We start from the raw sequence: 25,477 nt of genomic DNA, 5'->3' as shown, positions 1-25,477 counted from the left end.
GATTCCTCGAAGGATCACACGGTGACCGCTCCCGCTCCGAGCAACGACACGCTGCTCGTCATGGTCCCGGTCACCGGGCTACACCACTCTATGGGGCACTACTGCGCTCTCAGCTCGAGACGGCGAGGGCAATCCTCTCCGACCCCGCACGGAAAGCAACCTACGACGCGCAGCTGGCCGATTCGGCCGCGCCGCCGCTGGATCCTGCAGCGCTCCAGGCGTTGGCAGCCACACCGGGGGGCGCAGCTGCCGCAGCACCGGCCGCACTCAGCACGTCGGCTGCCGCCGCCAGCGGGCTCGCATCGATCCCCGTCCTGGCCACAATCGCGCTGGCCCTCACCGTCGCCGTCGCCGCCGCACTCGGCTGGGTCGTCACCCGGGACGACAGCGACGGAGAACGATCAGCCATGCCAGCCAGCACCAGCCTGGGTCCCGAGGACACCAGCAGCGGTTCCGCACACCCGTCGGCAGGCAGCCCAGCGCCGGAGTCGGCGCAGCCCGACCCGCCAGTGCCCGGTGCTTATCCCGGGGCCGGTGGATCACGGCCGGTCTCTGCGACTCCGTTACCGACCTACGTCAGCCGGTACGGCCGCCTCACGTCGGCCCACCTGCTTACTCCGACGGGCGGCATCGGGTGCGACTTCCAGTCACCGGGACCGGGGGGAAAGCAGGGCCAGTGTGGCGTGCGGAGCATGAACACCGTCAACAGCCCGCTGGGGACCGAAAAAATCGGCGGCAGCACTAAAGGCAAATGGCTGTTTCCCTTCGCGCACAACCATGTCGGTGCTCCCTATGGCAGCAGCGGCACCACCGGCTGGATGAATCGGCCCGCCAACGACGGCTATCAGGTCCCGCGCGTCGAGTACGGCAAGCAGTACTACTTCGAGAATTGGGCGATCGCCTCGCAGGAAAACGGACTCACCGTCTGGAACACGACGACTGGAGCGGGCGTGTTCCTCTCGAACGAGAAGGCAGAGACCTTTACCGGAACCGGGAATCAAGCACCAACAGCGGGCAGCGACGACCAGACCACCGTGCTCGGTTCAATGCCATCGAACGGACGTGGCTTCGGAACCGCGAAGCCTGCCGAGGTTTACGCCGGCGGCTCGCCCACGAGCCGCATTCGCGACATCACCTGGTCCGACTGGGGAGCCGATCACGCAGAAGGCGTAGGCATCGGCACCTGGCGCGAAGGCGGTCGGGTGGGAAGGGAGCAGTACATTCCGGCCACCGTGGTGGTCTCGGACATCGGTACGTGCGACGGCAAGCGCGCCTACCTCAAGATCAACTGGTACTTCCCCAGCAAGGGTGAGACGCTCGACAGCCGGGAGGGAATGCGGACCTGCTGGACCAGGTGACGAGCTGACCAAGACTCGGAAGCCGACCGGTCAGCGCCTGTTACCGGCTGCTGCTCCGCCCGCGCTAGCCGCGCGCGGCGAAGACGTCGCCGATGGTCCGCGCGGACTCGGGCGACGACAGCACCGTAATCGGATCCCCGGCCGCCACCGCGCCGCGGTCGACCACGCGCAGGTAGAGGCCCGGCCGACCGGCCTGCATGAAGCGCTTGACCCAGCCGCGCTGCTCGTCGCCGCCCACCCGGCGGGCGAACGTCTGGCAGGGAATGCGCGGCGCGGTGACTTCGACGACGAGCTTCTCGCCGATCCGCCACTGCTCCCCGATGCGCGCACCGGTCAGGTCGAGGCCCTCCACCCGCAGATTCTCCCCGTACCAGCCCGCCGGAGTCGTCCGGCCGAGTTCACCCTCCCAGTAGCGCGCGTCCTCGGCGGAATAGGCATAGATCGCCTGGTCCAGGCCGCCGTGATACTTGCGATCGGCTTGCACGTCGGCGTACAGCCCGTACGGCCCCGCCTGCACCGGACCCCGCACGGGCCGCTTGTCGATGGCCGTGACGCCGACCTTTCCCGCATCCGCGAGCATCCTCGAACCCCTTGACCAGACTTTGCACTAGTGCAATACTGCACTGGTGCAAGATTCTATCGAGGAGGGCCCGACCGTCGGTGTTCGCGACCGCAAACGCGCCGAGACCTTCCGACGTATCCACGAGGCGGCCGTCGACCTGACGCTGCGCGACGGCCTGGCGGCAGCCACCGTCGCCGACATCGCCGAGCGCGCCGGCGTCTCCCGCCGCACCTTCTTCAACTACTACCCCTCCAAGGAAGACGCCGTCCTCGGACTTCGCGAGCCGCAGATTCCGGCCCACGCGGTCGAGGCCTTCCTGCATCCCTCGTTGCCGCCGCCGGACGGAACTTCTCCCGGCAAGGACCGGTTGTGGCAGGCGGTGGAGCTGACCGTCACGACCCTGGCGTCGCTCGGTTCGCCCGCGAACCCCAAGGTCCACGCCATCGTCGCCGCCAACACCGAGCTGTTCGACCGCGTGCGCGAGCACCGGGACGCCACCCAGGAACTCCTGGTCAACGTGCTCACCGAGCGGGTCGCCGAGCAGAACCGGTCCCCCAGCACCGCCGACAGCGTGCGCGCACTGGTTCTCCTGGCCGGCGCCATCCTCCGGTTCGCGCACTGCGAGGACCCCGACATCCTCAAGAACCCCGACCCCACCGCGATCAAGAAGGCCATCACCACCTTCCGCGAAGCTTTGAAGGACATCGCATGACGACACCCCCCACCGCGGTCGCGGCGACCGCCGACACGCAGTCCACGGAGAAGTCCGCCGACCGCAGCCTGCTCTTCTTATTCATCGGCCTGATGATCACGATGCTGCTGGCATCGCTGAACCAGACCGTCCTGTCCACTGCCCTGCCGACCATCGTCGGCGAGCTCGACGGCGTGGATCAGATGACCTGGGTCATCACCGGCTACATCCTGGCCAGCACCGTCGTGATGCCCGTCTACGGCCGCATCAGCGACCTGCTGGGCCGCAAGCCCGTGCTGCTGGTGGCCATCGGGCTGTTCATCCTCGGTTCGATCGTCGGCGGCCTGGCCCAGAACATCGAGCTGCTGATCGCGGCCCGTGTCCTGCAGGGCATCGGCGGCGGCGGCCTGATGATTCTGTCGCAGGCGGCCATCGCCGACGTGGTGCCGGCCCGCGAACGCGGCCGCTACATGGGCGCCATGGGCGCGGTCTTCGCCGTGTCGTCGGTCGCCGGGCCACTGCTCGGCGGCTGGCTCACCGAAGGCCCCGGCTGGCGCTGGGCCTTCTGGCTGAACATCCCGCTCGGCATTCTCGCGATCGCCGCGTGCTCGGTCTTCCTGAAGCTGCCCAAGAAGGACGTCACCGACCGGCCCAAGCTCGACTACCTCGGCATGGCCCTGGTCGCCGCGGCGACCACTGCGCTCGTCCTGGTCGTGACCTGGGGCGGCACCACCTACGACTGGGCGTCCCCGCAGATCATCGGCCTGATCGTCGCCACCGTCGTGCTGGCCGTGCTGTTCTGCCTCGCGGAGATGCGCGCCGAGCATCCGGTGATTCCGATGGCCCTGTTCTCCGACCGCAACTTCGTGCTCACCACCATCGCGGGCCTGATGATCGGTGTCGCCATGTTCGGCGCCCTCGGCTACATGCCGACCTACATCCAGATGGTGACCGGCGTCAGCGCCACCGTCGCCGGCCTGCTGATGATTCCGATGATGGGCGGCCTGCTGGTCGCGTCGGTGACCTCCGGGCAGATCGTCAGCCGGACCGGCAAGTACAAGGCGTTCCCGATCGCGGGTTCGGTCCTGATCGGCGTGGGCCTCGGCCTGCTCTCGACGCTGACCGTCGAGGATCCGACCTGGCTGATGTGTACCTACCTCGCCATCCTCGGCGTCGGTATCGGTCTGGCCATGCAGTTGCTGACCTTGATCGTGCAGAACTCGTTCCCGGGCGCCATCGTCGGCACCGCGACCGCGGCGGCCAACTACTTCCGTCAGGTCGGCGCCACCCTCGGCTCGGCGGTGGTCGGTTCGATCTTCGCATCGCGCCTGATCACGATCCTGTCCGAGAAGCTGAGCAGCAGCGGGGCCGACCTCGGCGCCGCCAACAGCGACGACTTCCGCAAGCACCTGACGCCCGCCGGGGTCAACCAGTTGCCCGATCAGCTGCGCGATCCGATCATCCACGCCTACAACGACGCCCTGCTGCCGATCTTCCTGTTCCTGGTGCCGCTCGCGGCGATCGCCCTGATCGCCCTGCTGTTCATCGAACCCAAGCCGCTGGCGACGTCGGTGCACGAGGAGATCACTGCGGAATCGCTCGCCGAGGGACAGCTGTTGGAGCGTGTCGACGACACCGACGGCATCAGCGCCTTCGACGCCCTCGCGCCCGATGAGGAGACGGAGCCGGACGCACCGAAGAGTCGCGTCTGACCCCTCTCGGAGCCGACGATCCCCGGCCGACCACTGGTCGGCCGGGGATTCTCGGTTTTTGCCGGTCGCCGTCGGTCCGGCGAGATCTACTCAGGCGGGGAAGTCGGCGAGCACGATCTTCTTCATGCCGAGCATCGCGGTGTACGCCTCGGGCGTCACCATCACGGACTCCATATCGGCCGGGACCACCTGCCAACTCACCCCGAACCGGTCCACGCACCAGCCGCACTGCTCGGCGGCCGGCACCGTCGACAGCACCTCCCAGTAGCGATCGATCTCGGCCTGGTCGGCGCAGTTCACCTGTAACGACACCCCGCAGGTGAACGAGAAGTCCTCGGTGTCGGCGGCGTCCATCACGGCGAACCACTGCTCGCCGACGGCGAAGTCGGCGTACCGCACCGCACCCGCCGCGGCCGCACCGGAGACCTCCGGATAGGTCTGCCGGACACCCGCCTCCGCGTCGTCGAACAGCCAGGTGTACAGCTCCAGCGCGGGACCCGCCCGGTTCTGCGCCGCACCGCAGAACAGTATCGCCCCCATCACGAACGGGCGCGGCGGCTGGTCGTCGGCACGCAGGATCAGTTGCCACGTCATGCCGTAGCGGTCCCGGACCCAGCCGTAGCGCGGGCTGAACGGGTATTCCCCCAGCGGCCTCAGGACCTCGCCGCCGTCGGCCAGCCCGGCCCACACGCGATCGAGAGTCGCGGTGGCGTCCGGGTCCCGCGTCGGGTCGAAGGTCAGCAGCAGACTGATCGACGGGTTGGGCGGGAACTCCGGCCCCGCGTTGATCAGGATCACCTGGTAGCCGTCGATCACCACCTCGGCGGTCAGCGGCTTACCCGCCATCTGCTGCTGGAACGCGGGCAAGCCCGTGTCCGGGTAGCGGGCCAGCACAGCGCCGGTCGTGTTGGGCAGCACCGAGGCATAGAACGCGGCCGATTCCTCCGCATGCCCGTCGCACCAGATGTTCGGAACGATCTTCGCCATGGCGGCCTCCCGGTCGACGCGCGCGGTGGTGGGCTACACCTCCATACTGCGCGCGCCCCGTCCGCACGTCCAGAGGAGCGAGAAGTGGGGCCACCGGGGCTCGAACCCGGGACCAGCGGATTATGAGTCCGCGGCTCTAACCAACTGAGCTATAGCCCCCACTCGGCCCGGAACCGGACCGCTCCGAAGCTTAGTCCAGGGGCCTGGAAGCCCCGCGTATCGGCCGGTACCTGCCCGCCCGTCTCGTCCCTATGTCACCATTTCTGGTGACACCTGTTCGGGGGCTAGTGAAAGATCTGCACACCATGACGCGACCCGGATTTCGACGACTCGTCGGAGCCCTCCCCGTGGCCCTCACCCTGACCCTGCCGGCGGTCGGCACGGCCTCGGCGGCGCCGACCACCGGCTCGTGCGTCGTCGACCAGGCCGACGCGAAACGAACGGTTCATGCCCTGATGAACCGCTGCTCGGCCACCCAGATCCTCGACCTGTTCGCCCAGGCTCCGCTCGGCGAGGCTCCGCGGGGCACCAAGACGATCTCGCTGCTCCCGGTGTTCGAGATCGGCGGCAACCAGCTTCCGCGCTCGGTAGCCTTCCCGATGACGCGCGCCCAGGGCACCCTCGGCGACTCGCTCACGTTCACCACCAAGGCCGGCCAGCCGTGGGTCTACAAGAACTACTTCTTCGGCCCCGACCTCGGCGGGCCACTGGTGTCCTCGGTCTCGCGCATCGATCGCAAGCCGGTCCATGCGGCGGACTTCACCCTGGACTTCTACGGGGTGCCGCTGAGCCTCCACGAGTACCGCCAGCTCACCCCGACCGTCTGGATCGGCCGCGACATCGGTGGCGGCGACGGACCCACCGACACCCCCACCGGCGGGGCCATCGCTCTGCACTGACCCGCGAGCGGCCCGGTAGATTGGCCGTAATGACGACGATCAAAGAGCCGCTGTGGATCATCGGCGCCGCCCTGCTCGCGGTGTTGCTGGCCGCGCTCGTGCTGAGCACGCTGGCCCAGTTCCTGCTCGGCACACGCGCGCGCCTGCGCCTGTCGTCGGGCATCGTGGTGGCCATCATCGGTTCGGCGCTCGGTCTGCTGTTCGTCGGAACGATCACGTCGGCGACGCGACTGATCGCGCCGATCCCGATTCTGGCCTGCCTGATCGGGTCGGTCGCCGCCATCGCCGCCTACAGTGCACTGGCCGCCCGTTTCCAGCGGCCGACCCCGGCGAGCATCCCCGACCTGCTCGCCGCCGGTGAATCCGACGCGGTGGAGTTCAAGTCCACGGCGCGCGTCAATCTCCGTACCGGCGAGAAGGACGCTCGCATGGAGCTGGTGATCGTGAAAACCCTTGCGGCGTTTATGAATTCGGACGGCGGCACCCTGCTGATCGGCGTCGACGACGAAGGGACCCCACTCGGACTCGACGCCGACTACAAGACGCTGCGCACCTCCGACGCCGACCGCTACGAGCTCTGGATGAACGACCTCGTCACCGCCGGCCTCGGCCAGAACGCCGCGGCACGCGCCGACATCGCCATCGAGGAGGTCGCCACCGACGACGGCCCCCGCGAAGTGTGCCGCCTGAGCGTCGCTGCCTCGCCCAGCCCGGTGTATCTCGCGCCGTCGAAGAACGCGCAGCGCGAGTTCTGGGTGCGGATCGGCAACTCCACCCGCCAGCTGGCCGTGGACCAGGCCGCCGACTACATCATGCACCGCTGGCCGTTGAACGTCGGCCCCAATCTGGCCGCTCAACTGCGCGCCACCGTCCGGTTCACCTCGGAGAGCTGACCGCCGATGCCCGTCGAACCCACCCCGTCGGACGGCACCGCCGCACCCGAGACCACCGCTGCACTCGAGAGCACCGACGACTCCCCCAGAATCGTCAAACGACTCGGCCGGCGCTATCACCACGTCCGACACAATCACCGCCTGGGCTTTCTGCTGCGCTACGTGACGATCACCGTCGGCGTCCTGGTCACCGCGGTCGGCGCCATCACGATCCCCTACCCGGGGCCCGGCTGGGCCATCGTCTTCCTCGGCCTGCTGATCCTGTCCCAGGAACTCGAATGGGCGGCGCGTCTACGTCACTGGATCATGGGCAAGCTCAACGCCCTCTACCGCGATTACATCGACGGCAACCTGCTGGCCCAGCTGCTACTGGCCATCGGCACCTGCGCGATCGTGCTCGCCACGCTCTGGGTCACCGGGGCACTCGCGCTCTTCGCGGGCTGGGTCAGCCTCGAGTGGGCCTGGCTCGAATCACCGCTCGGTTTCTGAGCGCCTCGGCACGAGCACACCACCACCGCCCTCGCTGTTCGCCCCTTCGTTATCGAAACTTCAGGTGAATCCACTGTGGTATAGCTCTCATTTGGAGAGTATTATGGATACCGAAGCGGAGAACCGCGTAGGCGGCAGACGGAGCGGGAGGTGGTCCCCATGGACGACGACACTTCCCGCCGCAGCGAGTCCCCAGCGCCCCGTTTCGACGCCGCCGACCTGCTGGCCGGCCTGACCGACCAGCAGCTGCTGAGCGTGCAGGAGACTGCGGAGGATCGACTCCGCGAGTCGGCGCTCGCCACCCACCCCGACGGCACCCTCGTCGACCTGCTGGAGATCCGCGAGCGCACCCGCCGCAAGGGCGAGATCTTCGACGCCGCGCTCTTGGTGGAGGTCTCCGACCGCAGCGCCTACCGCGTGGCCGGCTCGCTGTCCGTGCACGGGCTCTACTCCGAAGGCCTACGGCTCGGCGTGGGCGAGGCCCGACGTCGCCGGGCTACGGCCGCGGCGATCGGCCGATTCACCTCGATGACCGGCGAACGACTCGCACCTCGGCTCGCCGAGACCGCCGAGGCGGTGGCCGCCGGACAGATCGGCCGCGAACACGTGACGGTGATCGATCAGGTGCTGGACCGGCTGCCCAGCACGGTCGGCCCCGAGATCCGCGAGCGGGCCGAGGCGTCTCTGGCCGAGGCCGCCCGCCGACTCGATCCGCACGGCGTCCTCACCGTCGGCAACCGCCTGCTGGCCCACCTCGACCCCGACGGCGACCTCACCGACGACCGGGAACGCAGACGGCGCCGCACCCTGGTGCTGCAGCCCCAGGACCGGCAACTGATGAGCAAGGTCCGCGCGCTCCTGACCCCGACGCTGCGCGCCGACCTCGAAGTGGTGCTGACCCAGTGGGCCGCGCCCGGCATGAACAACCCCGACGACCCCGACTCCCCGAGCGGCGCCGCAGACCAGCCCGGTCTGGATCCGACGCTGCTGGCCGAGGCGGCGGCCCGCGATGACCGCACCGTCGGTCAGCGCCAGCACGACGCGCTGCGCGCGCTGTGCCAGTGGGCGATGGCCCTGGCCGGACAACCCGCGCCCGAACGGATCCCGTCGCAGGTGGTGATCACCGTGTCCGACGAGGACCTGGCCCGCCAGGCCGGGGTCGCGCTCACCGCGACCGGCACCCGAATGCCCGTCACGGATCTGGTGCAGTACGCCGCGCACACCGTGCCGTACCTGGAGGTGTTCGCCGGGGCCACGTCCCAGGTGCTCTACCTCGGGCGCGGCAACCGCTTCGCCTCGCTCGCCCAGCGCCTGGCCCTCTTCGGTCGCGATCGCGGCTGCACCGGTCCCGGCTGCACCGCGTCGTTCATCCGAACGCAGATCCACCACATGCCCGACTGGGCCGAGGGCGGTGTCACCGACATCGATCACCTGGGCGGCGCCTGCGGCAGCCACAACCGGTGGAGCGGTCGGGAGCACGGCCAGTGGGACAACACGGTGCTCCCGGACGTCCCCGCTGCCGGGACTTCCTCCACCGACGCCGGACGCGTCGGCTGGCGGCCCGCCGGCCGGGACGGGCCCTGGCAGATCAACCCGATCTTCCATCCCGAGAAGCTCGCGCCGCACCACCACGTTCCAGGTGTGCGCAACCGCCTCGATCGGTCCGATGCCCCACCCGACGAGCGCTCCGGCGTCGAGGTGATCCTCGAACGCCTGCTGGCAGGCTGAGCTGCCCCTGCGCGCTACAGCACGGAGGTGACCGGCGGACCGTCGTACGGCTTCGAGGCGACCGACCGCACCTTCCGGTACAGCCACACCACCAGTGCGACGAAGACGATGACGCCCACCAGCTGCGCCCAGTCGCCGTAGCCCTCCGGAATGAAGGGCAGGGCCAGCGGTTCGTCATCGCCGGTGCCGGCGACGATACCGGCGAAGATCACGCCGTAGAGGCTCTCGCCCACGATCAGACCGGTCGCCATCAGCACACCGAGGCGCTTGCGGCGGTCCGCGTCGTCCACATCGCGTTCGGCCCACTTGTCGTACGCCCGGCCGATGAACGCGCCGATCGGAATGATTAGGGTGATCGCCATCGGCAGGTACATGCCCATGCCCACGGCCAGCGGCGGAATGCGGAGGTTGGCGGTGGTCCGCTTGAGGATCTCGTCCACCGCGATCACGACGGCGCCGATGGCCGCGCCGAGGAAGATCAGGTTCCAATCCAGGTCGCCGCCGAAGACACCTTCGGCCAGCGACGACATCAGGGCGGCCTGCGGCGCGGCCAGCGCGTCCTCCTTGGCGCCCGGGGCACCCGCGAAACCGAACGCGGTGTTCATCAGCTCCAGCACCGGCGGGATGATGACCGCACCGAAGCAGACGCCGATGATCAGGGCGACCTGCTGCTTCCACGGTGTCGCACCGACCAACTGGCCGGTCTTGAGGTCCTGCAGGTTGTCGTTGGAGATCGTCGCGACACCGAACACCACCGCGGCAGTGAACAGGGTGTACGCCGTCATCGCGAGCGCATCCTCGCTGCCGTGCGTGGTCTTGAGCAGCAGCGCCGCCAACAGCACCACGACGATGCCGACGCCGGAGATCGGACTGTTCGACGAACCGATCAGGCCGGCCATGTACCCACACACCGCGGCCACGACCAAACCGATCAGCAGCACGAAGATCACGCTCACCGCGATCATCCCGGCGCTGCTGCCGGCCAGTTCGGTACCCCGCAGGAAGTCCCACAGCAGCCAGCCGATCGGGATCATGGCGACGGTCACCGAGATCGCCACCCACTGGATGGGGATGTCGCGCTCGGTGATGTCCACGGTCACCCCGGTGCGGCGCTTGCGCGCACTGCGGAGCGACTCCGCGATCCCGCGGGCGATCGGCACGACGAGGGTCAACAGGGTCCAGACGGCGGCCACCGCGATCGCACCGGCGCCGATGAAGCGCACGTCGGAGGAGAAGATCGAACTGACGCTGCTGAGCAGGTCACCGTCGGCCAGCTGATTCCAGGACTGCTCCGGCAGCAGGATGCCGTACGAGATCACCAGGCCCACCAGCATGGCGACGCCCACGCTCACGCCGACGAGGTGGCCCACACCGATCAGCGCCAGCGACAGGCTCGCGCCGTACATCGTCGCGCCGCTACCGACCTTGACGGCGCCCGCCACCGAACTGCTGATGGCCTTGAGCGAGGCCAGCAGCGAGAACCCGGCGGCGGCCAGCGAACCGGTGAGGATCATGCGCATGCCGCCGCGGTTCTGCTCGGCGCCCACCTCGCTGTCGCCCACCTTGAGCACCTCGGCCGCGGCGACGCCCTCCGGATACGGCAGATCCGAACCGGTCACCAGCGTTCGACGCAGCGGAATCGAATACATCACGCCCAGCAGGCCGCCGATCGCGCAGACGGCCACGGTCTCCCAGTACGGGAAGCCGGTCCACCAGCCGATCATGATCAGGCCGGGCAGCACGAAGATGATGGCCGAGAGGGTGCCGGCCGCCGAGGCGATCGTCTGCACGATGTTGTTCTCGACGATCGAGTGATTGGCGAAGTAGCGCAGGATCGACATCGAGATCACCGCGGCCGGAATGGCGGTCGCGAACGTCAGGCCCACCTTGAGGCCGAGGTAGACGTTGGCGGCGGTGAACACCAGCGTGATGAGTCCGCCCAGGACCACCGCCCGCAGTGTCAGCTCCCGCATCGCCGACCGCTGCCCGCGGGCCGTGTCAGTCGTCGTCATCGCACTCTCCCTACTCCCACCGATCACGCCGTCCACATCGTCCTGCCGTCGCAGAGTCGGCGTGCTCGGCATCTGCGGCCTGCCAAGAATAGTCCCCCACCGCAGCGCTCACCGACGCGCGTTCTCTCGCATCAGCAGCCAGATCAAGTAGATGCCACCGAGGACCACGGTCACCGCCCCGACCGGCAGGCGCACCTCGGCAAACATGTACTGCGCCACCAGATCTGCCGCGCTCAGCAGCAGGGCCCCCGTCAGCGCCGCCCCGGTGACGGTGAGCGGGGCCCCGTGCCTCTGCAGCCGCCGTGCGATCTGCGGCGCCGCGAGCGCCACGAAGGCGATCGGCCCGGCGATAGCCGTGACCACGGCGGTGTAGCCCGCACCGACGACGATCAGCAGCACCCGCGTGCGCTCGACCCGCACTCCGAGCGCCGTCGCGGCCTCATCACCCAACTCCAGCTGTCGAATCCGGAAGCTCGCCACCGGCAACGTCGGGAGCAGCACAGCCGCGGCCGCGACGGCCCACCCCAGCGGCACCCATCCGACCGTGTTCAACGACCCCGCACCCCAGATCGCCGCGTGCATCGCATCGTCGAGGTCGGCCTTCACCGAGAACCATTGATTCAGCGACGACAGGACTGCGCTCACCGCGATGCCGACGATGATCAACCGGAATCCGTCGACGCCGCCGCGGTAGGAGAGCGTGAAGACCACCGCGGCGGCCACCAGCGCACCGCCGACGGCGCCGAGGGCCAGCGCGGCATAGCCCGAACTGCCGAGCATCAACATCGCCACCACCCCGGTGTAGGCGCCCGAGTTCAGTCCGATCACATCCGGGCTGCCCAGCGGATTGCGCGTCAACGACTGGAAGATCATGCCGCTGACCCCGAGGCAGGCCCCGAATACCACGGCCGCCAGTGCCCGGCGGATCCGCCGGTCGAAGGTCAGTTCCACACGCTTGCCGCCGGTGCCGACGAGCCCGTCTACCACGTCGCCGAGCGAGAGTCCGTACTCCCCCAGAAGCAGCGCCAGCAGCACGCAGACCGCCACCCCGGCACCGAGCACCAGGTTCACCGCCACCGCGCGCGGCCGATAGCGCACACTCACCGCGCCGACCGCGAGGGTCCGCTGGGCGCTCACCGGTCGGCTCCCCCGCGACGCACCAGCCAGATCAGCACCGGGGCACCCAGCAACGGCGTCATCACCCCCACGGAGAGCTCGTCGGGCCAGATCACCAGGCGCCCGAGGATGTCGGCGGTCAGCAGCAGCGCCGGCCCCAGCACCACCGCGAAGGCCATCACCCATCGCTGATCGACGCCCACCGCCAGGCGCACCGCATGCGGAATCATCAGGCCGATGAAGGCGATCGGCCCGGCCGCAGCCGTCGCGGCCCCGCACATCAAGACCAGTCCGAGCAACCCGGTCACGCGCGTGGCGGCCACGCGCGTGCCCATCGCCACGGCCATCTCCTCGCCCAGCGCCAGGGCGTTCAGGGCACGACCGCTCAGCAGCGACAACGCCAGCCCCACGACGATCAGCGGCGCGACCGCCGCCACGGTGCCCTCCGGCCGGTCGGCGATGCTGCCCACTCCCCAGAAGCGCATGCGGTCGAAGTAGAGCGGATTCAGCAGTGACAAACCCATCGCGATGCCGTTGAACACCGCGGTCACGGCCACCCCGACCAGCGTCAACCGCAGGGCGGTGGCACCGCCGGGTGCCCGCGCGGCGATCGCCGCCACCAGGATCGCGCCGAGCACCGCGCCCGCCAGGCTGAGCGGCAGGTACTGCTCGATCCGCGTCAGACCGAAGAAGGCGACCCCGGCGGCCACCGCCACCGCGGCACCGGCGTTGACCCCCAGCAGCCCGGGATCGGCCAACGGATTGCGGGTGAGCGCCTGCATCAGTGCCCCGCCGACACCCAACGCCGCGCCCACCAGCAGCCCGAGCAACGTCCGCGGCAGTCGCAGCTGCACGATCGTGTTGTGATCGATCGAGCCGTCCGGCGCGGTCAACGCCGACCACACGGCGCCCAGCGGCAGCGCCGCCGATCCGACCGCCACGCTGAGCACGGTGACCCCCGCCAGCACCAGGCAGGCGACGGCGAACCAGGTGGTGCGGCGCAGCGTCACCGAGGGGCGTGCGTCAGGGTGATCGCCTCGATGCCCCAGCCCAGCGGCCGCACCTCGTCGACCGACCAGCAGGCGCGGGCGGCGAGGCGACGAAGATCGTCCCGCGTCCGCGGCCGCGCACCGCACACCGCCACCCGCAGCAGCGCCTGCTCGAGGGCGTCCGGGCCGAGCGCGTCGGTCCCGGTCGCCTCCGCCAAGACGACGGCCGACGCGGTGTGCCGGAGTTCGCAGAGGTAGGCGAAGGCCTCGGCGTCGTCGCGGGCCGCCAGCGCCAGGCCCCCGAGGACCACTGTGTCGCCGCCCCTGGGCCACACGTCGGTGATCTCCACCTCGGGTGCCGCCACGTCGGCCGCCAGCACGGGCAGCACCGCGCGCGGTTCGACGATGCGCACCTCCCGGCCCTTGCCGACGAGAGCGTTGGCCAGCACCGCAGCCCCCGGTCCCACCACCGTCACCGAGCCGGAACCGGCCACGGCGGGCACCGTCTCGAGCGCCGGGATCAGGAAGGCCAGCCGCCCGGCCGCCTCCATGAGCTCGCGATACTCGGCCGGATCCGCGGTGGCCTGGGCCCAGAAGCTCGCGCCGCGGCGGCGCGCCCAGTTCGAGGTGTCCGCGCCCAGTGCCTGCTCCAGGTCCGTCAGCAGCATCACCTGGTCGGCCCGGGCGCCGTCGAACAGTTCCGCCACGTGCTCGTCGTCGACGAGCAGTTCCCCGTCGGCCGCCAGCGACACCGCCCCGTCATCGAGGCGGACGAGGTCCGCGGCGGCGAGCAGATCGATGAGCGGTCCGAGCCGTTCGACGCCGACCCCCATCCGGTCGGCGAGCGCCGGGATCCCGCTCGGCCCCGGTTCCAGGCAACGCAGCAGCCCGCTGCGCAGCGCGATCCGCACCGCGAACCACGACACCGGCGAATGCACCACGCCCGCCAGCACGGGCAGCAACCGTCCCGCCGCGGAGTGGCGGTCTCGGTCGACCCCACCGGCGTGCTCCGCGGTATCGATCGTCCGGTGCCAGTAGCCGGTGATGTTCACGTGCGACTTGGCGATCCCCCACTCCCGCGTCACCACCTTGCGCACCGGCAGCAGCGCACGACTCTCCGCACCGGCCCACACGTAACCGGTGCCCGCGGGCCGCGGCAGCGCCCGCACGGCCTCGCCCAAAGCGTGCGGGTCCCCCGGTTCGGCGACCACGGTGATGAGCGAATCCAATTGCGCCAGTGGCAGTTCCGGCGCCGCGGCGGCGTCGGCGACCGCCAGCACCACCGTCGCCGGGCCGTCTACCGGACGCTCCAGCAGGAACCTCTCGACGGCCGGGATCCCCGTCTCGTCGCCGACGAGCAGCGTCCACTCCGCGTCGTCGGGCACGATGGTCGACGACTTCGGCCCCACCGCCCACAGCGTGTGGCCCGGGCGCGCCGCGGCCGCCCAGCGCTCGGCCGGCCCCGCCTCGGCACCGTCCCCGCGTGCACCGTCACCGCTGTGCAGCACGAAGTCGAAACTCACCTCGCCGGCCACCGGATCCACCTGCACGGGCGTGTAGTCCCGGGTGACCCGCACCTGCGAGGTGGGCCATTCGATCCCGTTCTCCCGTTGCAGCGGGAGCGCGTCGGCGATGTCGCCGTCTGGTGCGAGCACGAACTTGACGTGGTCGTCGAAGGCCAGGCTGGTGAACGCGGGCAACGCCAGTCCGTCCCGATCGAAGGCACCCAGTTCCGGGCCGCCGACGGTGACCCGGCGCATCCGCGGACTCCGCTCGGTCACCCGCAGCACCTCGAGTTCGCGCACCACCAGCGGCAGCGCGGTGAATCGTCCGCTCGCCACCGCGCTCACCCCCGCCCGAAGGTCTGCTCGACGAGGTTCAGCATCTCCATGGCCTCGTGGAAATCGCCGCGCTGCACCCAGTACGGCAGGTCGTAGGCCTGGTTCGCGGCGAAGGCCGGGAGTTGCGCGAAGATCGGCTTGTTCCGCAGATCGGCCACCGACGGGGCGCCCTCGGTGAAGGGGATGAAGAACAGCGTGTCCATGGTCAACACCTGGCCCACCTGCTCGGTGGACAGCGCGTACATGTCACCGCCGGGCGTGTACGGCTCGAAACGCCCGCTGGCGAACAGCGGCGCGGGCCGGAAGCCGAGGGCCGCGAACTCCTTCGGAAGCCCCCGATCCTCGATCAGCACGTACACCGAGCCGTCGGCGGTCAGGGTCACGAAGGCGCTCTCACCGGGCGGCACGGTGATGGCGTCGCGGACCGCGACCACGCGCGCGTCGTACTCGGCGACCGCGTCCCGGTACACCTGCGGCTCGTCGAAGACGTCCACCGCGAGGAACTCGAACTGCTGCTGCCACTGCGTCAGATCACCGCTGACCACCACCGTGGGCGCGATCGCCGAGAGCTCCTCGTAGGCCTCGGTGGCGTGCCGCAGCGGAAAGCCCAGCCCGCCGGCGATGATCAGGTCCGGGTCCTGAGCCAGGATGGCCTCGGTGTCGAAGCCGTCGACGTCCCACGGCAGCCACTGCGTGCCCTGGGCGCGCGCGGCCTCGGCCCACGCCGGCGCGAACTCGCCCGGCGCGGCCGTGTATTCGGGGGTCATCGCGACCACCGGCACGTCCATGTCGTACAGGTATCCGGCGAGTGCGTAGTTCAGCAGCACCACCCGCTGGGGATCGCTCGGCACCTGCACCTCGCCCTGATCGGTCTGCACCGCCACCGACCCGCCCTCGGCGGCCTCGGAGGACGAACAGGCGACGACTCCCGTCGCCAAGGCGACCACGGACAGCAGCGCCAGGAACTTTCGTGCCCACATCGGCATCTCTTGCCTCACTTCGACTTTCGGGCTTCACAGCCTCCCGGGGGCACCACGGCACCTCCGCACAAATTAGGTAAGACTAAGCTTATTTGCACTGTCGGGGCGTGACGGTTCCCAACCGGACACGATCGCGCGCCCAACCGGACCAATCCGCGTGTACGAAAGGAGCGAGTCGATGGAGGCTCCACAGCGCCCTTCGACGGCGGCCGAACCGCCGCACACCATTCGTGTCCTCGGCCACCCCGAGCACACCCATCGGCTGCCCCACCTGATTCATGTGGCCATCGGCGTCGCCCACCTGCGGGTGAACGGCCGGGCGATGACGCTGCGCGCCCGGGAATCGGTCTGGCTCGCGCCCGGTGTGCCGCACGCCGCCCGCTACGAGCCCGGCAGTCTCGTCCTGGGACCGCTGCTGTCGCCGGAGACGGTGCCGCGCGCGGGTGTGCACCGACTGCCTCCGATGGCCGAGTTGTCGCAGCTGATGACCACCCTGCTGGGGATCGGGTCGTGCACCGAGGACCAGATCGCGATGTTCCGCGGCCGCCTCGACACCCTGCTGAACGCGGTGGCCCTTCCCCTGTTCCCGCTCACGCCCCCGCGTCATCCGGCTGCCAGCGCGCTGGCCCGCAGCTGCGTCGCCACCGAGGGGCCCCTCGCCGAACTGGCCGCCGCGCACGGCCTGAGCGCCCGCCATGCCCAGCGCATCTTCGTCGCCGAGACCGGCCTGCCCTTTCGCCGCTGGCGGGTGCAGGCCCGGCTGAACATCGCCGCCGAACGCCTGCGCGGCGGATCGTCGGTCGATGCGGCGGCCGCCGTCGCCGGATACGCCACCGCCTCCGGACTCCGCAAGGCGCTGCTGCGCGAGGCCGGCCTCGACGTCGACGCGCTGCGCGGTTAGCGCCGAGTCAGAGGCTCTCGACGCCGGCGTCGACGGCCTGCTCCAGCAGACTCCGCCGATACGACTCGAGCGCCACCAGGTCGCCGAACAGCGCGTTGTAACCGTCGGGATCGCCGCCGGGCGACATGCGGCGCAGCTTGGACTTGAGGTCGCCGATCTGCGCGCCCACCCACACCTCCTGCGAACGGGCCAGGACGCTGGCGATGTACCGCGGGAGCTGGCCCTCTTCCACCGGCAGGTCCTCCACCGCCAACTCGGTCACCAGCGGCGTCAACGCCGGGTTGTCCACCGCCTGGCTGATGGCATCCACCCACGACGCACCGCTCAGGCCGCTGGCGGTCCCGCCGATGTTCGCGATCGCCTGCCGCACCAGCGCGTACGCCGGCTCACTGAAGCACTCCGGCGGCAGCGAATCGAACACCGTGCCGGCCAGCGCCGGATACTGGATCGCCGACTTGAGCGCCTCCCGCTGCGGCCACAGCCGCGGGTCGTTGGCGAGCGGCCGGGCGGTGGGCGGCGGTGAGGCCGCCTCCGGCGCCTCGGACCGGCCGGGCCGTCGTCCGCGGCCCTGCTGCTGGGCGCCCCGGCCGCGGCCGCGACCACCTTGCTGTCGTACCCGACCCAACACCTGGGCCATGTCTTCCCAACCGACCCAGCCCGCGAGCTGGCGCGCGTACTCGTCGCGCAGCGCCACGTCGCGGATCTGTGCGACCACCGGCACCGTGTCCCGCAACGCGGCCACCCGCCCCTCGGCGGTGTCCAGGTCGTGCTTGGCCAGCAGCGCCTTGATCGCGAACTCGAACATCGGAATGCGCTGGGCGATCAGGTCGCGCAGCGCGGCATCGCCGGAGCGCTGGCGCAGATCACACGGATCCATCCCGTCGGGCGCCACGGCCACGAAGGTCTGACCGGACACCGACTGTTCGCCCTCGAAGGCCTTGAGCGCGGCCGCCTTGCCCGCCTCGTCGCCGTCGAAGGTGTAGATCACCTCGCCGCGAAAGTACGAGTCGTCCATCATCAGTCGCCGGATCAGCGCCAGGTGATCCTCGCCGAAGGCCGTGCCACAGGCGGCGACGGCGGTCGGCACACCCGCCATGTGCATCGCCATCACATCGGTGTAGCCCTCGACGATCACCACCTGATGCCCCTTGGCGATGTCCCGCTTGGCCAGGTCCAGACCGAACAGAACCTGCGACTTCTTGTACAGCATGGTCTCGGGCGTGTTCATGTACTTGCCGAGGTTGTCGTCGTCGAACAGCTTGCGCGCGCCGAATCCGATCACATCGCCGGCGAGGTTCCGGATGGGCCAGAGCAGCCGCCGATGGAAGCGGTCGATGGGCCCCATGCGGCCCTGCTTGGACAGTCCGGCCGCTTCCAGCTCGTTGAACGAGAAGCCCTGGGTCAGCAGCACCTTGGTCATCGTGTCCCAGCCAGCGGGCGCGTAACCGCAGCCGAACGTCTCGGCGGCGGCCTGGTCGAAGCCCCGATCGGTGAGGAAGTCGCGGGCGGTCTTGGCATCCGGGGTGCGCAACTGCTCGGCGTAGTACCGCTGCGCCGCCGCGTTGGCCGCGACCAGACGGGCGCGCGTACCGCGATCGCGCACGATCGCCGTGCCGCCGCCCTCGTAGTTGATGCGGTAGCCGATGCGGTCGGCCAGCTGCTCGACGGCCTCGACGAAACTGATGTGTTCCTGCTTCTGCAGGAACGAGTACACGTCGCCGCCTTCGCCGCAGCCGAAGCAGTGGTAGTGCCCGTGATTGGGCCGGACGTGGAACGACGGCGTCTTCTCGTCGTGGAACGGGCACAGGCCCTTCATGCTGTCGGCCCCGGCGCGGCGCAGAGCGACGTAGTCGCCGACGATGTCCTCGATCCGAGTCTGCTCACGGATAGCCGTGATGTCACGATCGGGGATTCTGCCTGCCACCAGGCCAGTCTAGCCAGCATCGCGAGAACACCGGCGCCGCCCGCCTCCGGCGCCGCGCCGATCTTGTCACCCCCCGGCGCTATCGTGCTTCTTGTATCGAACAGATGATCGATACCCGGCCATCGGGTCGGTCCAGCGAAGGAGTGAACATGTGTGAATTCGATCCTCGTTGCCAGGGCTCCGACAACGTCGTCCAAGACGCGCTCGCGCGGATCACGGCCGGCGGTTGGGCGGTCACCGGCGTCTACGGTGATGAGACCGGACCGCCGCTGACCTACAGCACCGGGTTGGTGGAGTTCGACCGTCCGGAACTGCTCATATACGGGCTGGACCCGGAACTGGCCATACCGCTGCTGAACCGGGCCGCCGAGCTGGCCATCGCCGACGCCGGTCTCCTCGGCCACCCCTATCTCGACGGGGTGCTGCGGCCGCCGTACCGGATGGCCACCCTGCCCGCCATGCACACCGACGACCTCGCCGTGACCCGGGTGCTCTACGGCCCCGACTTCCGCGCCGTGCAACTGATCTGGCCGGACGCGCAGGGCCGCTATCCGTGGGACCGGGGGTACGCGATCAGTCCGGACGCCCAACCGCTGGCCGGAGTCCCACACCCGCTCGCCGGATGAGCTCCCCGATAGCCTGACGACGATGATAGCGCGGAGTTGGTCGACGACACAGGCAGAGCAGGCCCTGAGCCACCTGCCCATCCCCGACGTGCTGCGCGGCCGGGGATACGCCGGTCAGGATCGGATCAGCGCGGTCGAATGGCTCTCGCCGACGGTCCTGCGGGGGATCTGCCGCGGCTCGGGCACCAACCGGTACCACTGCACGGTGAGCCTGCGCACCGCGCACGGCAAGGTGGTCGACGCCTCCGGTCGGTGCACCTGCCCGGTGGCCACCGACTGCAAACACTGCGCGGCGCTGATCCTGACCGCCGTCGACGAACCCTCGTCGGCGGCGTGGCGCACTCTCCTGCGGGAGGTGCAGGCCGGACCCGCCGGGCCCGTCGAAAAGAGGCCGGTGGCGTTGCGGGTCGACGTCGACCGCGACGAGAACGATGCCCTGCGGATCGCTCTGCGCCCGGTGGTCCGTCAACCCGACCACACCTGGACGCCGCACCTGCCGTGGAGCGTCGCCCTCGCCGGCGACGCCGACGGTTACGACAACGCCGGCTTCCTCTCCCTCGCGGCGATCGCGGCCGCCTACTACCCCGGCCGCCCCCTCCGCGCCCGCGGGGCCCCCGCTCCGGCGCCCGCCACCCTGCTGCTCGCCGACGCCCCGCACGCCGTCTGGCGCGCCCTGCGCGATGCGATCGACGGCGGGCTGCCGGTGATCGCCACCGGCCTGGCCGACCGGATCGCGTCCACCGACGAGTTCGCGGTGGCCTACCGCGTGGACCCGCACCACGACGGTGCCGCGCTCACCGCCCATCTCACCCTCGCCGGGGAGTCCGTCGCCGACACCGCCGCGGCCCTGCTGGGCACCCCGGTCACCGCGGCCGCGGTGCTGGACGAGCGCACCCTGCACCTCGGTGTGCTCGAGCAACTCACCCCGACCGAGGCCGACCTGCTCGCCGGCGGCGAACTGCAGATTCCCACCGCCGACTTCGCCGAGTTCACCGCGGCACTGGGGGAACTGACCGCCCGACGAACGGTCGCCCTGCCCGAACGCGGTCTGCTGCCACCGGAGGTCTCAGCGCCGTTCCCCCTCCTGCTGATCGAGGTGGAAGAGTCCGGTTCCCGCACCCGCTGGCGCACCGGCTACCTGGTCGACGGTCTGCGTCGCGACTTCGACCCGGCGATCCCCGAACGCACGGTGGGGCTGCGCGACGTGGACGCCGAGACCGAGATGTGGGAGAGCGTCCGCCCCGAACTGGAGCTCTTCTGCGGCAGCGTCGGCCGCTGGGGCGATGCGCTCGAAGCCCGCCTCCGCGGCGCCGTGCACCGTCGAGGCGCCCGCATCGGCGAACTCCGGCCGCGGCCGACGCCCCCGGAGGCCACCGTCGAAGACCTCCTCATTCCCCTGGGCCTGTCCTTGCCCGAGACCGCCGTGCTGTGCGCCGAAACGCTCCCCGACCTCACCGCGAGCGGCCTGATCCACGTCGACATCAGCGGCGCCACCCGCGACTTCCGGGCCGCCGACAACATCGCCCTCGATTTCCAGGCCGCCGGCGCCTACGAGTGGCTGGACCTGTCGATCACCGTCCTGATCGACGACCAACCCGTACCGCTGGCCGCCGTCATCGACGCGCTCGCGCACGACGAGACGCAGCTCGTACTGGCCGACGGCACCTATTTCCCGCTGGACGATCCCCAGCTGGTTCAGCTCAAGGAACTGCTCGAGGAGGCCCGCGAGATGGGCGACCTCGACGGCAACCGCGTCCGCACCCCGCAGGCCAATGCATCGCTGTGGGACGAACTGCTCGGCCTGGGCACCGTCGACGAACAACTGGAGCAGTGGCACGACCGGCTCCGACGACTGGCGCGCGCCACCCCACCCGAACCGGTGCCGGTACCGGCGGCGCTCGAGGCCACCCTGCGCGGCTACCAGCACGACGGCCTGGACTGGCTGAGTTTCCTGTGGGACAACCAGATCGGCGGAATCCTCGCCGACGACATGGGGCTGGGCAAGACCGTGCAGACCCTGGCCCTGCTCACCCGCGTGACCGCGGACGCTCCCCGGGCACGCTTCCTCGTCGTCGCACCGACCAGCGTGATCGGCAACTGGGCGGCCGAGACCGCCCGATTCGCCCCCGGCCTCCGCGTGGCGACGATCACCGCCACGCAAAAGCGCACCGGTCGCCCGCTGACCGAGCAGATCGCCGACGCCAACGTGGTGATCACCTCGTACGCCCTGCTGCGCATCGACGTCGACGCCTTCGTCGACGTCGAGTGGGACGGCGCGGTGTTCGACGAGGCCCAGTTCCTCAAGAACCACCATTCCAAGACCCATCAGGCCGCCCGCCGGATCGGCACGCCGTTCAAGCTCGCCATCACCGGCACCCCGATGGAGAACAACATGATGGAGCTGTGGTCGCTGGTGTCGATGGTGGCTCCCGGGATGTACCCGAGTCCGCAGAAGTTCCGCGACCACTTCGTCGCCCCCATCGAATTGGGCACCCACCCGGACCGGCTCGCCGCACTCCGCCGCCGGTTGAAGCCGATCATGTTGCGGCGCACCAAGGATCAGGTCGCCGCCGATCTGCCCCCGAAGCAGGACTCCGTCGTGACGCTGCCGCTGAACGCGCGCCACCGCAAGGTCTATGACCTGTTCCTCAACCGCGAACGCCAACGGGTGCTCGGACTGCTGGCGAACTGGCAGGAGAATCAGGTGCAGATCCTGCAGTCGCTCACCCGGATGCGCCAGCTCAGCCTGCACCCCGGGCTGGTGGACGACGAGCACGCCGGACTGTCCTCCAGCAAGATCGACTACCTCGCCGAACACCTCCCGGTCCTGATCGACGAAGGCCACAGCGCGCTGGTGTTCAGCAGCTTCACCGGTTTCCTGCAGTTGATCGCGCAGGAACTGAGCGACCGCGGGGTCCAGTACAGCTACTTGGACGGGTCGATGTCGACGCGCCGCAGGCAGGAGGCGATCGACCGGTTCACCGGCGGCCAGACCGGGGTGTTCCTGATCAGCCTCAAGGCGGGCGGCTTCGGCCTCAACCTCACGGCGGCGGACTACTGCTTCGTCGCCGACCCGTGGTGGAACCCGGCCGCCGAGGCCCAGGCCGTCGACCGCGCCCACCGGATCGGGCAGGAACGCCCGGTGACCGTGTACCGCCTGGTCTCCGAAGGCACCATCGAGGAGAAGGTCATCGAACTCCAGGAGCACAAGCGAGCCCTGTTCGACGCCCTGATCGACGACGGCGAGCAGTTCAGCGGCAAGCTGTCCGCCGAGGACGTCCGCCGGCTGGTCACCGACGATTAGTCGATAGTCATTCGCCCGATCGAAAATCGCTCGCCCAGTGGGAAATCAGTCGCGGTACAGCGACGACGTCCGGCACCATTTGACGGTGACCACCGACGCCGCCACCCGCCTGCCCCGGGTTCTGCGCCCCTTCGCGCTGCGTCGGTACCGCTGGCTGGTCGCCGGGCTCGCCCTCGCGCTCTTCGGCGACGGCGTGTGGCTGATCGCCCTGATCTGGCAGGTGATCGCGCTCGGCGGCGGCCCCGGCGCGGTCTCCCTGGCCTCCGGCATCGCCGCGGGCGGCATGGTCGTGGCCACGCTGCTGGGCGGGGTGCTGGCCGACCGCATCTCCCAGCGGACCATCATCATCGGCCTGGAGACGGTCAAGCTCCTGGCCTTCGCCTCCGTCGGCGTCGCCGCGCTGCTCGACGTCCTCACCTTTGCCCATCTGGTGACCGCCGCTCTCCTCGCCGGCATCACCACCGGGATGTACTACCCCGCGTACTCGGCCCTGCTGCCCCGCGTGGTGGACGCCGTGCACCTGCTGGCGGCCAACGGCATCGAAGGCTTCCTGCGCCCGGTGCTGCTGCAGGCCGCGGGCCCGTTGCTGGCCGGGGTGATCGTCGGCGCCGCCTCGCCGGCCACCGCGATCGGCGTCGCGGCGGTCACCTGCGTCCTGGCCGCCGCCTGCTACGCCGCCATGGGCCCGATCCCCGAGGCCGACGCGGCGACGGCTGACACCGACGATCGGGAGGCCCGTCCGCCCGCGACACGCCCGGCGGCCCACCCGGTCACGTCGATCCTCACCGATCTCGGCGAAGGGTTCGCCTACATGTGGCGCACCCGTTGGCTGTGGGCGTCGCTGTTCTACTTCTCGTTCCTACTGCTCATGGTGATGGGCCCGCTGGAGGTCCTGGTGCCGTTCGCCCTCCGCGACCGCGTCGGCGGGGACGCCTCCGACCACGCGATGGTGCTCGCCGCCTTCGGTGCCGGGGCCGCCCTCGGCGCCTTCGTGCTGGCGTCCCGTCCCATGCCGCGGCGCTACCTGTCGGTGATCTTCGGAGTGTGGGCCCTGGCCGCGGTCCCCCTGGTGATCATGGGTCTGGCCGGCAGCGTCGCCTGGTTCGTCGCGGCCGGCTTCCTCCTCGGCCTGCTGCTCGACGGCCCGATGGTGCTGTGGGGCACCCTGCTGCAACGCCGCGTACCCACCGCGCTCCTCGGCCGGATCTCCGGACTCGACTTCTTCGTCTCGGCCGCACTGATGCCGGTCTCCATGGCCATCGCCGCACCGATCAGCAGCGTCATCGGCGTCACCGCGACGTTCGTGCTGGCCGGGCTGCTGCCGATTCCCGTCGCCGCCGCGTTCTACGTGTGGGGCCGTCTGTGGCGCGATGAGATCGACCATCCACTGCACGCGGTGGAGATCGACGTGCCGCTCGACTCGTCGACGTCGGCGTAACGATCGGTTCCGGGCCGGTTCCCGCTCCGCCGCGACCGCATTGGGTACCGTGCGACGGTGGGAGTGCAACGAGGGGAAGACATGCAGCAGTATTCACGGTCGGACCTGACCTTCGACGTGACCGATTCCGGGTCGGCCCGACACGGCACAGTCGTTCTCCTGCACGGCTTTCCGCAGACCTCGCACTCCTGGCGCAAGGTGACTCCACTGCTGAACGACGCGGGCTACCGCACCGTCGCTCCCGACCAGCGCGGGTATTCGCCGGGCGCCCGTCCCGACGGTCGCGCCGCCTACCGCGCCTCGGAGCTGGTCGAGGACGCCGCCGAACTGATCATCCAGCTGGGCACCGGTCCGGTGCATCTGGTGGGGCACGACTGGGGGGCCGCGGTGGCGTGGGCGATGGCCGCAAGCCGCCCCGACCTGGTCCGCACCCTCACCTCGGTGTCGGTGCCGCACCCGGGCGCCTTCGTCAAGTCCTTCCTCCACAGCGACCAATTGCTGCGCTCCTGGTACATGGCCGCCTTCCAACCGCCGCTGGTGCCCGACTTCGTCCTGAGCCGGTTCCCCGGGCTCTTCGACGACGTCCTGCGCCGCACCGGCATGGACGACGAGCAGTTGGCCGACGTGCACCACGACGTCCTGGAGGCGGGCGCGTTGACCGGCGCCCTGAACTGGTACCGCGCGATGGCGTTGAACACCCCGCCGGCGTTGGCCCGTCGCGTCGCCATCCCGGTGACCCACGTGTGGGGCGCCCACGACGCGGCGCTGTCGCGCCGCGGAGCGGAACTGGCCGCCGACTTCGCCATCGCCGATTTCGACCTGCAGATCCTGCCCGACTCCGGTCACTGGATCCCCGAGCACGATGCCCCCGCGCTGGCCGAGCTGATCCTGGCCCGCGCGCACGGCAACTGACCGAATCCCCGCCACACCGCATCCCGACCGCTGGGGCACCTCCCGCACGGTCGCCTCGTCGGCCATAGTGGAAGCAGACGCCCGTGCCGGACCACGTCCCGAAATGCAGGCCACG

21 protein-coding genes and 1 tRNA gene are annotated in these 25,477 nt (G+C 70.0%); 12 read left to right on the top strand and 10 right to left on the bottom strand.

The features are described 5' to 3' along the window. Positions 1-160 precede the first annotated feature (160 nt). Positions 161-409, bottom strand: coding sequence for a hypothetical protein (locus ACFFJD_RS14405; RefSeq protein WP_382365339.1), 249 nt, complete (start codon positions 407-409; stop codon positions 161-163). Positions 410-692: 283 nt separating this feature from the next. Between ACFFJD_RS14405 and ACFFJD_RS14400 the strand changes: the two genes are divergently transcribed. Continuing rightward, the gene (locus ACFFJD_RS14400; protein WP_382365337.1) at positions 693-1,358 is read left to right on the top strand and encodes a hypothetical protein; all 666 of its coding nucleotides are present in this window, start codon (positions 693-695) and stop codon (positions 1,356-1,358) included. 64 nt (positions 1,359-1,422) lie between these two features. On the opposite strand, the gene ACFFJD_RS14395 is transcribed toward ACFFJD_RS14400, so the two are convergent. Further along, positions 1,423-1,938, bottom strand: a complete 516-nt coding sequence (locus ACFFJD_RS14395) for an MOSC domain-containing protein (protein WP_382365335.1) — start codon at positions 1,936-1,938, stop codon at positions 1,423-1,425. 46 nt (positions 1,939-1,984) lie between these two features. Here ACFFJD_RS14395 and ACFFJD_RS14390 point away from each other — a divergent pair, with 46 nt between their 5' ends. Together ACFFJD_RS14390 and ACFFJD_RS14385 are read left to right on the top strand one after the other, a co-directional pair. Then, complete coding sequence (locus ACFFJD_RS14390) at positions 1,985-2,632, top strand: TetR/AcrR family transcriptional regulator (protein WP_382365333.1); 648 nt, start codon at positions 1,985-1,987, stop codon at positions 2,630-2,632. Next, complete coding sequence (locus ACFFJD_RS14385; protein ID WP_382365331.1) at positions 2,629-4,323, top strand: MDR family MFS transporter; 1,695 nt, start codon at positions 2,629-2,631, stop codon at positions 4,321-4,323. Before ACFFJD_RS14390 ends, ACFFJD_RS14385 begins: the two co-directional genes overlap by 4 nt. A 90-nt stretch (positions 4,324-4,413) precedes the next feature. Here the strand turns inward: ACFFJD_RS14385 and ACFFJD_RS14380 are convergent, their stop codons facing one another. Then, on the bottom strand, positions 4,414-5,310 hold the full coding sequence (locus tag ACFFJD_RS14380) for a VOC family protein (protein ID WP_382365329.1): 897 nt from the start codon (positions 5,308-5,310) through the stop codon (positions 4,414-4,416). Between the two features lie 85 nt (positions 5,311-5,395). Beyond that, positions 5,396-5,469 (bottom strand) — tRNA-Ile (locus ACFFJD_RS14375). A gap of 188 nt (positions 5,470-5,657) precedes the next feature. On the opposite strand from ACFFJD_RS14375, the gene ACFFJD_RS14370 reads away from it, so the two are divergent. The 4 genes from ACFFJD_RS14370 (at position 5,658) to ACFFJD_RS14355 (ending at position 9,319) form a co-directional block, all read left to right on the top strand. Beyond that, the gene (locus ACFFJD_RS14370; RefSeq protein ID WP_382365327.1) at positions 5,658-6,209 is read left to right on the top strand and encodes a hypothetical protein; all 552 of its coding nucleotides are present in this window, start codon (positions 5,658-5,660) and stop codon (positions 6,207-6,209) included. A gap of 29 nt (positions 6,210-6,238) precedes the next feature. Then, positions 6,239-7,102 (top strand): AlbA family DNA-binding domain-containing protein, encoded by an 864-nt coding sequence (locus ACFFJD_RS14365; protein WP_382365325.1) that lies wholly within the window; start codon positions 6,239-6,241, stop codon positions 7,100-7,102. A 6-nt stretch (positions 7,103-7,108) separates the two neighbouring features. After that, the gene (locus ACFFJD_RS14360; protein WP_382365323.1) at positions 7,109-7,591 is read left to right on the top strand and encodes a TIGR02611 family protein; all 483 of its coding nucleotides are present in this window, start codon (positions 7,109-7,111) and stop codon (positions 7,589-7,591) included. A 159-nt stretch (positions 7,592-7,750) separates the two neighbouring features. Beyond that, positions 7,751-9,319, top strand: coding sequence for an HNH endonuclease signature motif containing protein (locus ACFFJD_RS14355; protein WP_382365321.1), 1,569 nt, complete (start codon positions 7,751-7,753; stop codon positions 9,317-9,319). 14 nt (positions 9,320-9,333) lie between these two features. On the opposite strand, the gene ACFFJD_RS14350 is transcribed toward ACFFJD_RS14355, so the two are convergent. The 5 genes from ACFFJD_RS14350 to ACFFJD_RS14330 all read right to left on the bottom strand — a co-directional run bounded on the left by ACFFJD_RS14350 (position 9,334) and on the right by ACFFJD_RS14330 (position 16,257). Beyond that, the gene (locus ACFFJD_RS14350) at positions 9,334-11,331 is read right to left on the bottom strand and encodes an OPT family oligopeptide transporter (RefSeq protein WP_382365319.1); all 1,998 of its coding nucleotides are present in this window, start codon (positions 11,329-11,331) and stop codon (positions 9,334-9,336) included. Positions 11,332-11,439: 108 nt separating this feature from the next. Further along, positions 11,440-12,468, bottom strand: coding sequence for a FecCD family ABC transporter permease (locus tag ACFFJD_RS14345; protein WP_382365317.1), 1,029 nt, complete (start codon positions 12,466-12,468; stop codon positions 11,440-11,442). Beyond that, positions 12,465-13,457, bottom strand: a complete 993-nt coding sequence (locus tag ACFFJD_RS14340) for an iron chelate uptake ABC transporter family permease subunit (RefSeq protein WP_382365315.1) — start codon at positions 13,455-13,457, stop codon at positions 12,465-12,467. The genes ACFFJD_RS14345 and ACFFJD_RS14340 overlap by 4 nt, the downstream gene beginning before the upstream one ends. Next, positions 13,454-15,277, bottom strand: coding sequence for a siderophore-interacting protein (locus ACFFJD_RS14335; RefSeq protein WP_382365313.1), 1,824 nt, complete (start codon positions 15,275-15,277; stop codon positions 13,454-13,456). The genes ACFFJD_RS14340 and ACFFJD_RS14335 overlap by 4 nt, the downstream gene beginning before the upstream one ends. Positions 15,278-15,282: 5 nt before the next feature. Then, on the bottom strand, positions 15,283-16,257 hold the full coding sequence (locus tag ACFFJD_RS14330; protein WP_382365311.1) for an ABC transporter substrate-binding protein: 975 nt from the start codon (positions 16,255-16,257) through the stop codon (positions 15,283-15,285). A gap of 178 nt (positions 16,258-16,435) precedes the next feature. Here ACFFJD_RS14330 and ACFFJD_RS14325 point away from each other — a divergent pair, with 178 nt between their 5' ends. Further along, complete coding sequence (locus tag ACFFJD_RS14325; protein WP_382365309.1) at positions 16,436-17,158, top strand: helix-turn-helix domain-containing protein; 723 nt, start codon at positions 16,436-16,438, stop codon at positions 17,156-17,158. 7 nt (positions 17,159-17,165) lie between these two features. On the opposite strand, the gene dnaG is transcribed toward ACFFJD_RS14325, so the two are convergent. Further along, positions 17,166-19,082, bottom strand: a complete 1,917-nt coding sequence (gene dnaG, locus ACFFJD_RS14320) for a DNA primase (protein WP_382365307.1) — start codon at positions 19,080-19,082, stop codon at positions 17,166-17,168. A gap of 149 nt (positions 19,083-19,231) precedes the next feature. Between dnaG and ACFFJD_RS14315 the strand changes: the two genes are divergently transcribed. The 4 genes from ACFFJD_RS14315 (at position 19,232) to ACFFJD_RS14300 (ending at position 25,362) form a co-directional block, all read left to right on the top strand. Further along, positions 19,232-19,708: a DUF4262 domain-containing protein gene (locus tag ACFFJD_RS14315; protein WP_382365305.1), complete on the top strand. Its 477-nt coding sequence runs from the start codon at positions 19,232-19,234 to the stop codon at positions 19,706-19,708. A 22-nt stretch (positions 19,709-19,730) separates the two neighbouring features. Beyond that, the gene (locus ACFFJD_RS14310; RefSeq protein ID WP_382365303.1) at positions 19,731-23,012 is read left to right on the top strand and encodes a DEAD/DEAH box helicase; all 3,282 of its coding nucleotides are present in this window, start codon (positions 19,731-19,733) and stop codon (positions 23,010-23,012) included. A gap of 85 nt (positions 23,013-23,097) precedes the next feature. Next, positions 23,098-24,450 (top strand): MFS transporter, encoded by a 1,353-nt coding sequence (locus ACFFJD_RS14305; RefSeq protein WP_382365301.1) that lies wholly within the window; start codon positions 23,098-23,100, stop codon positions 24,448-24,450. A gap of 81 nt (positions 24,451-24,531) precedes the next feature. Further along, on the top strand, positions 24,532-25,362 hold the full coding sequence (locus ACFFJD_RS14300) for an alpha/beta fold hydrolase (RefSeq protein WP_382365299.1): 831 nt from the start codon (positions 24,532-24,534) through the stop codon (positions 25,360-25,362). Positions 25,363-25,477: the final 115 nt, after the last annotated feature.

It is taken from the genome of Gordonia phosphorivorans (assembly GCF_042432625.1).
GTDB classification, from domain to species: Bacteria; Actinomycetota; Actinomycetes; order Mycobacteriales; family Mycobacteriaceae; genus Gordonia; species Gordonia phosphorivorans.
Note: the sequence above shows the minus strand (reverse complement) of the source record. Positions and strands in the feature narration are given on the sequence as shown.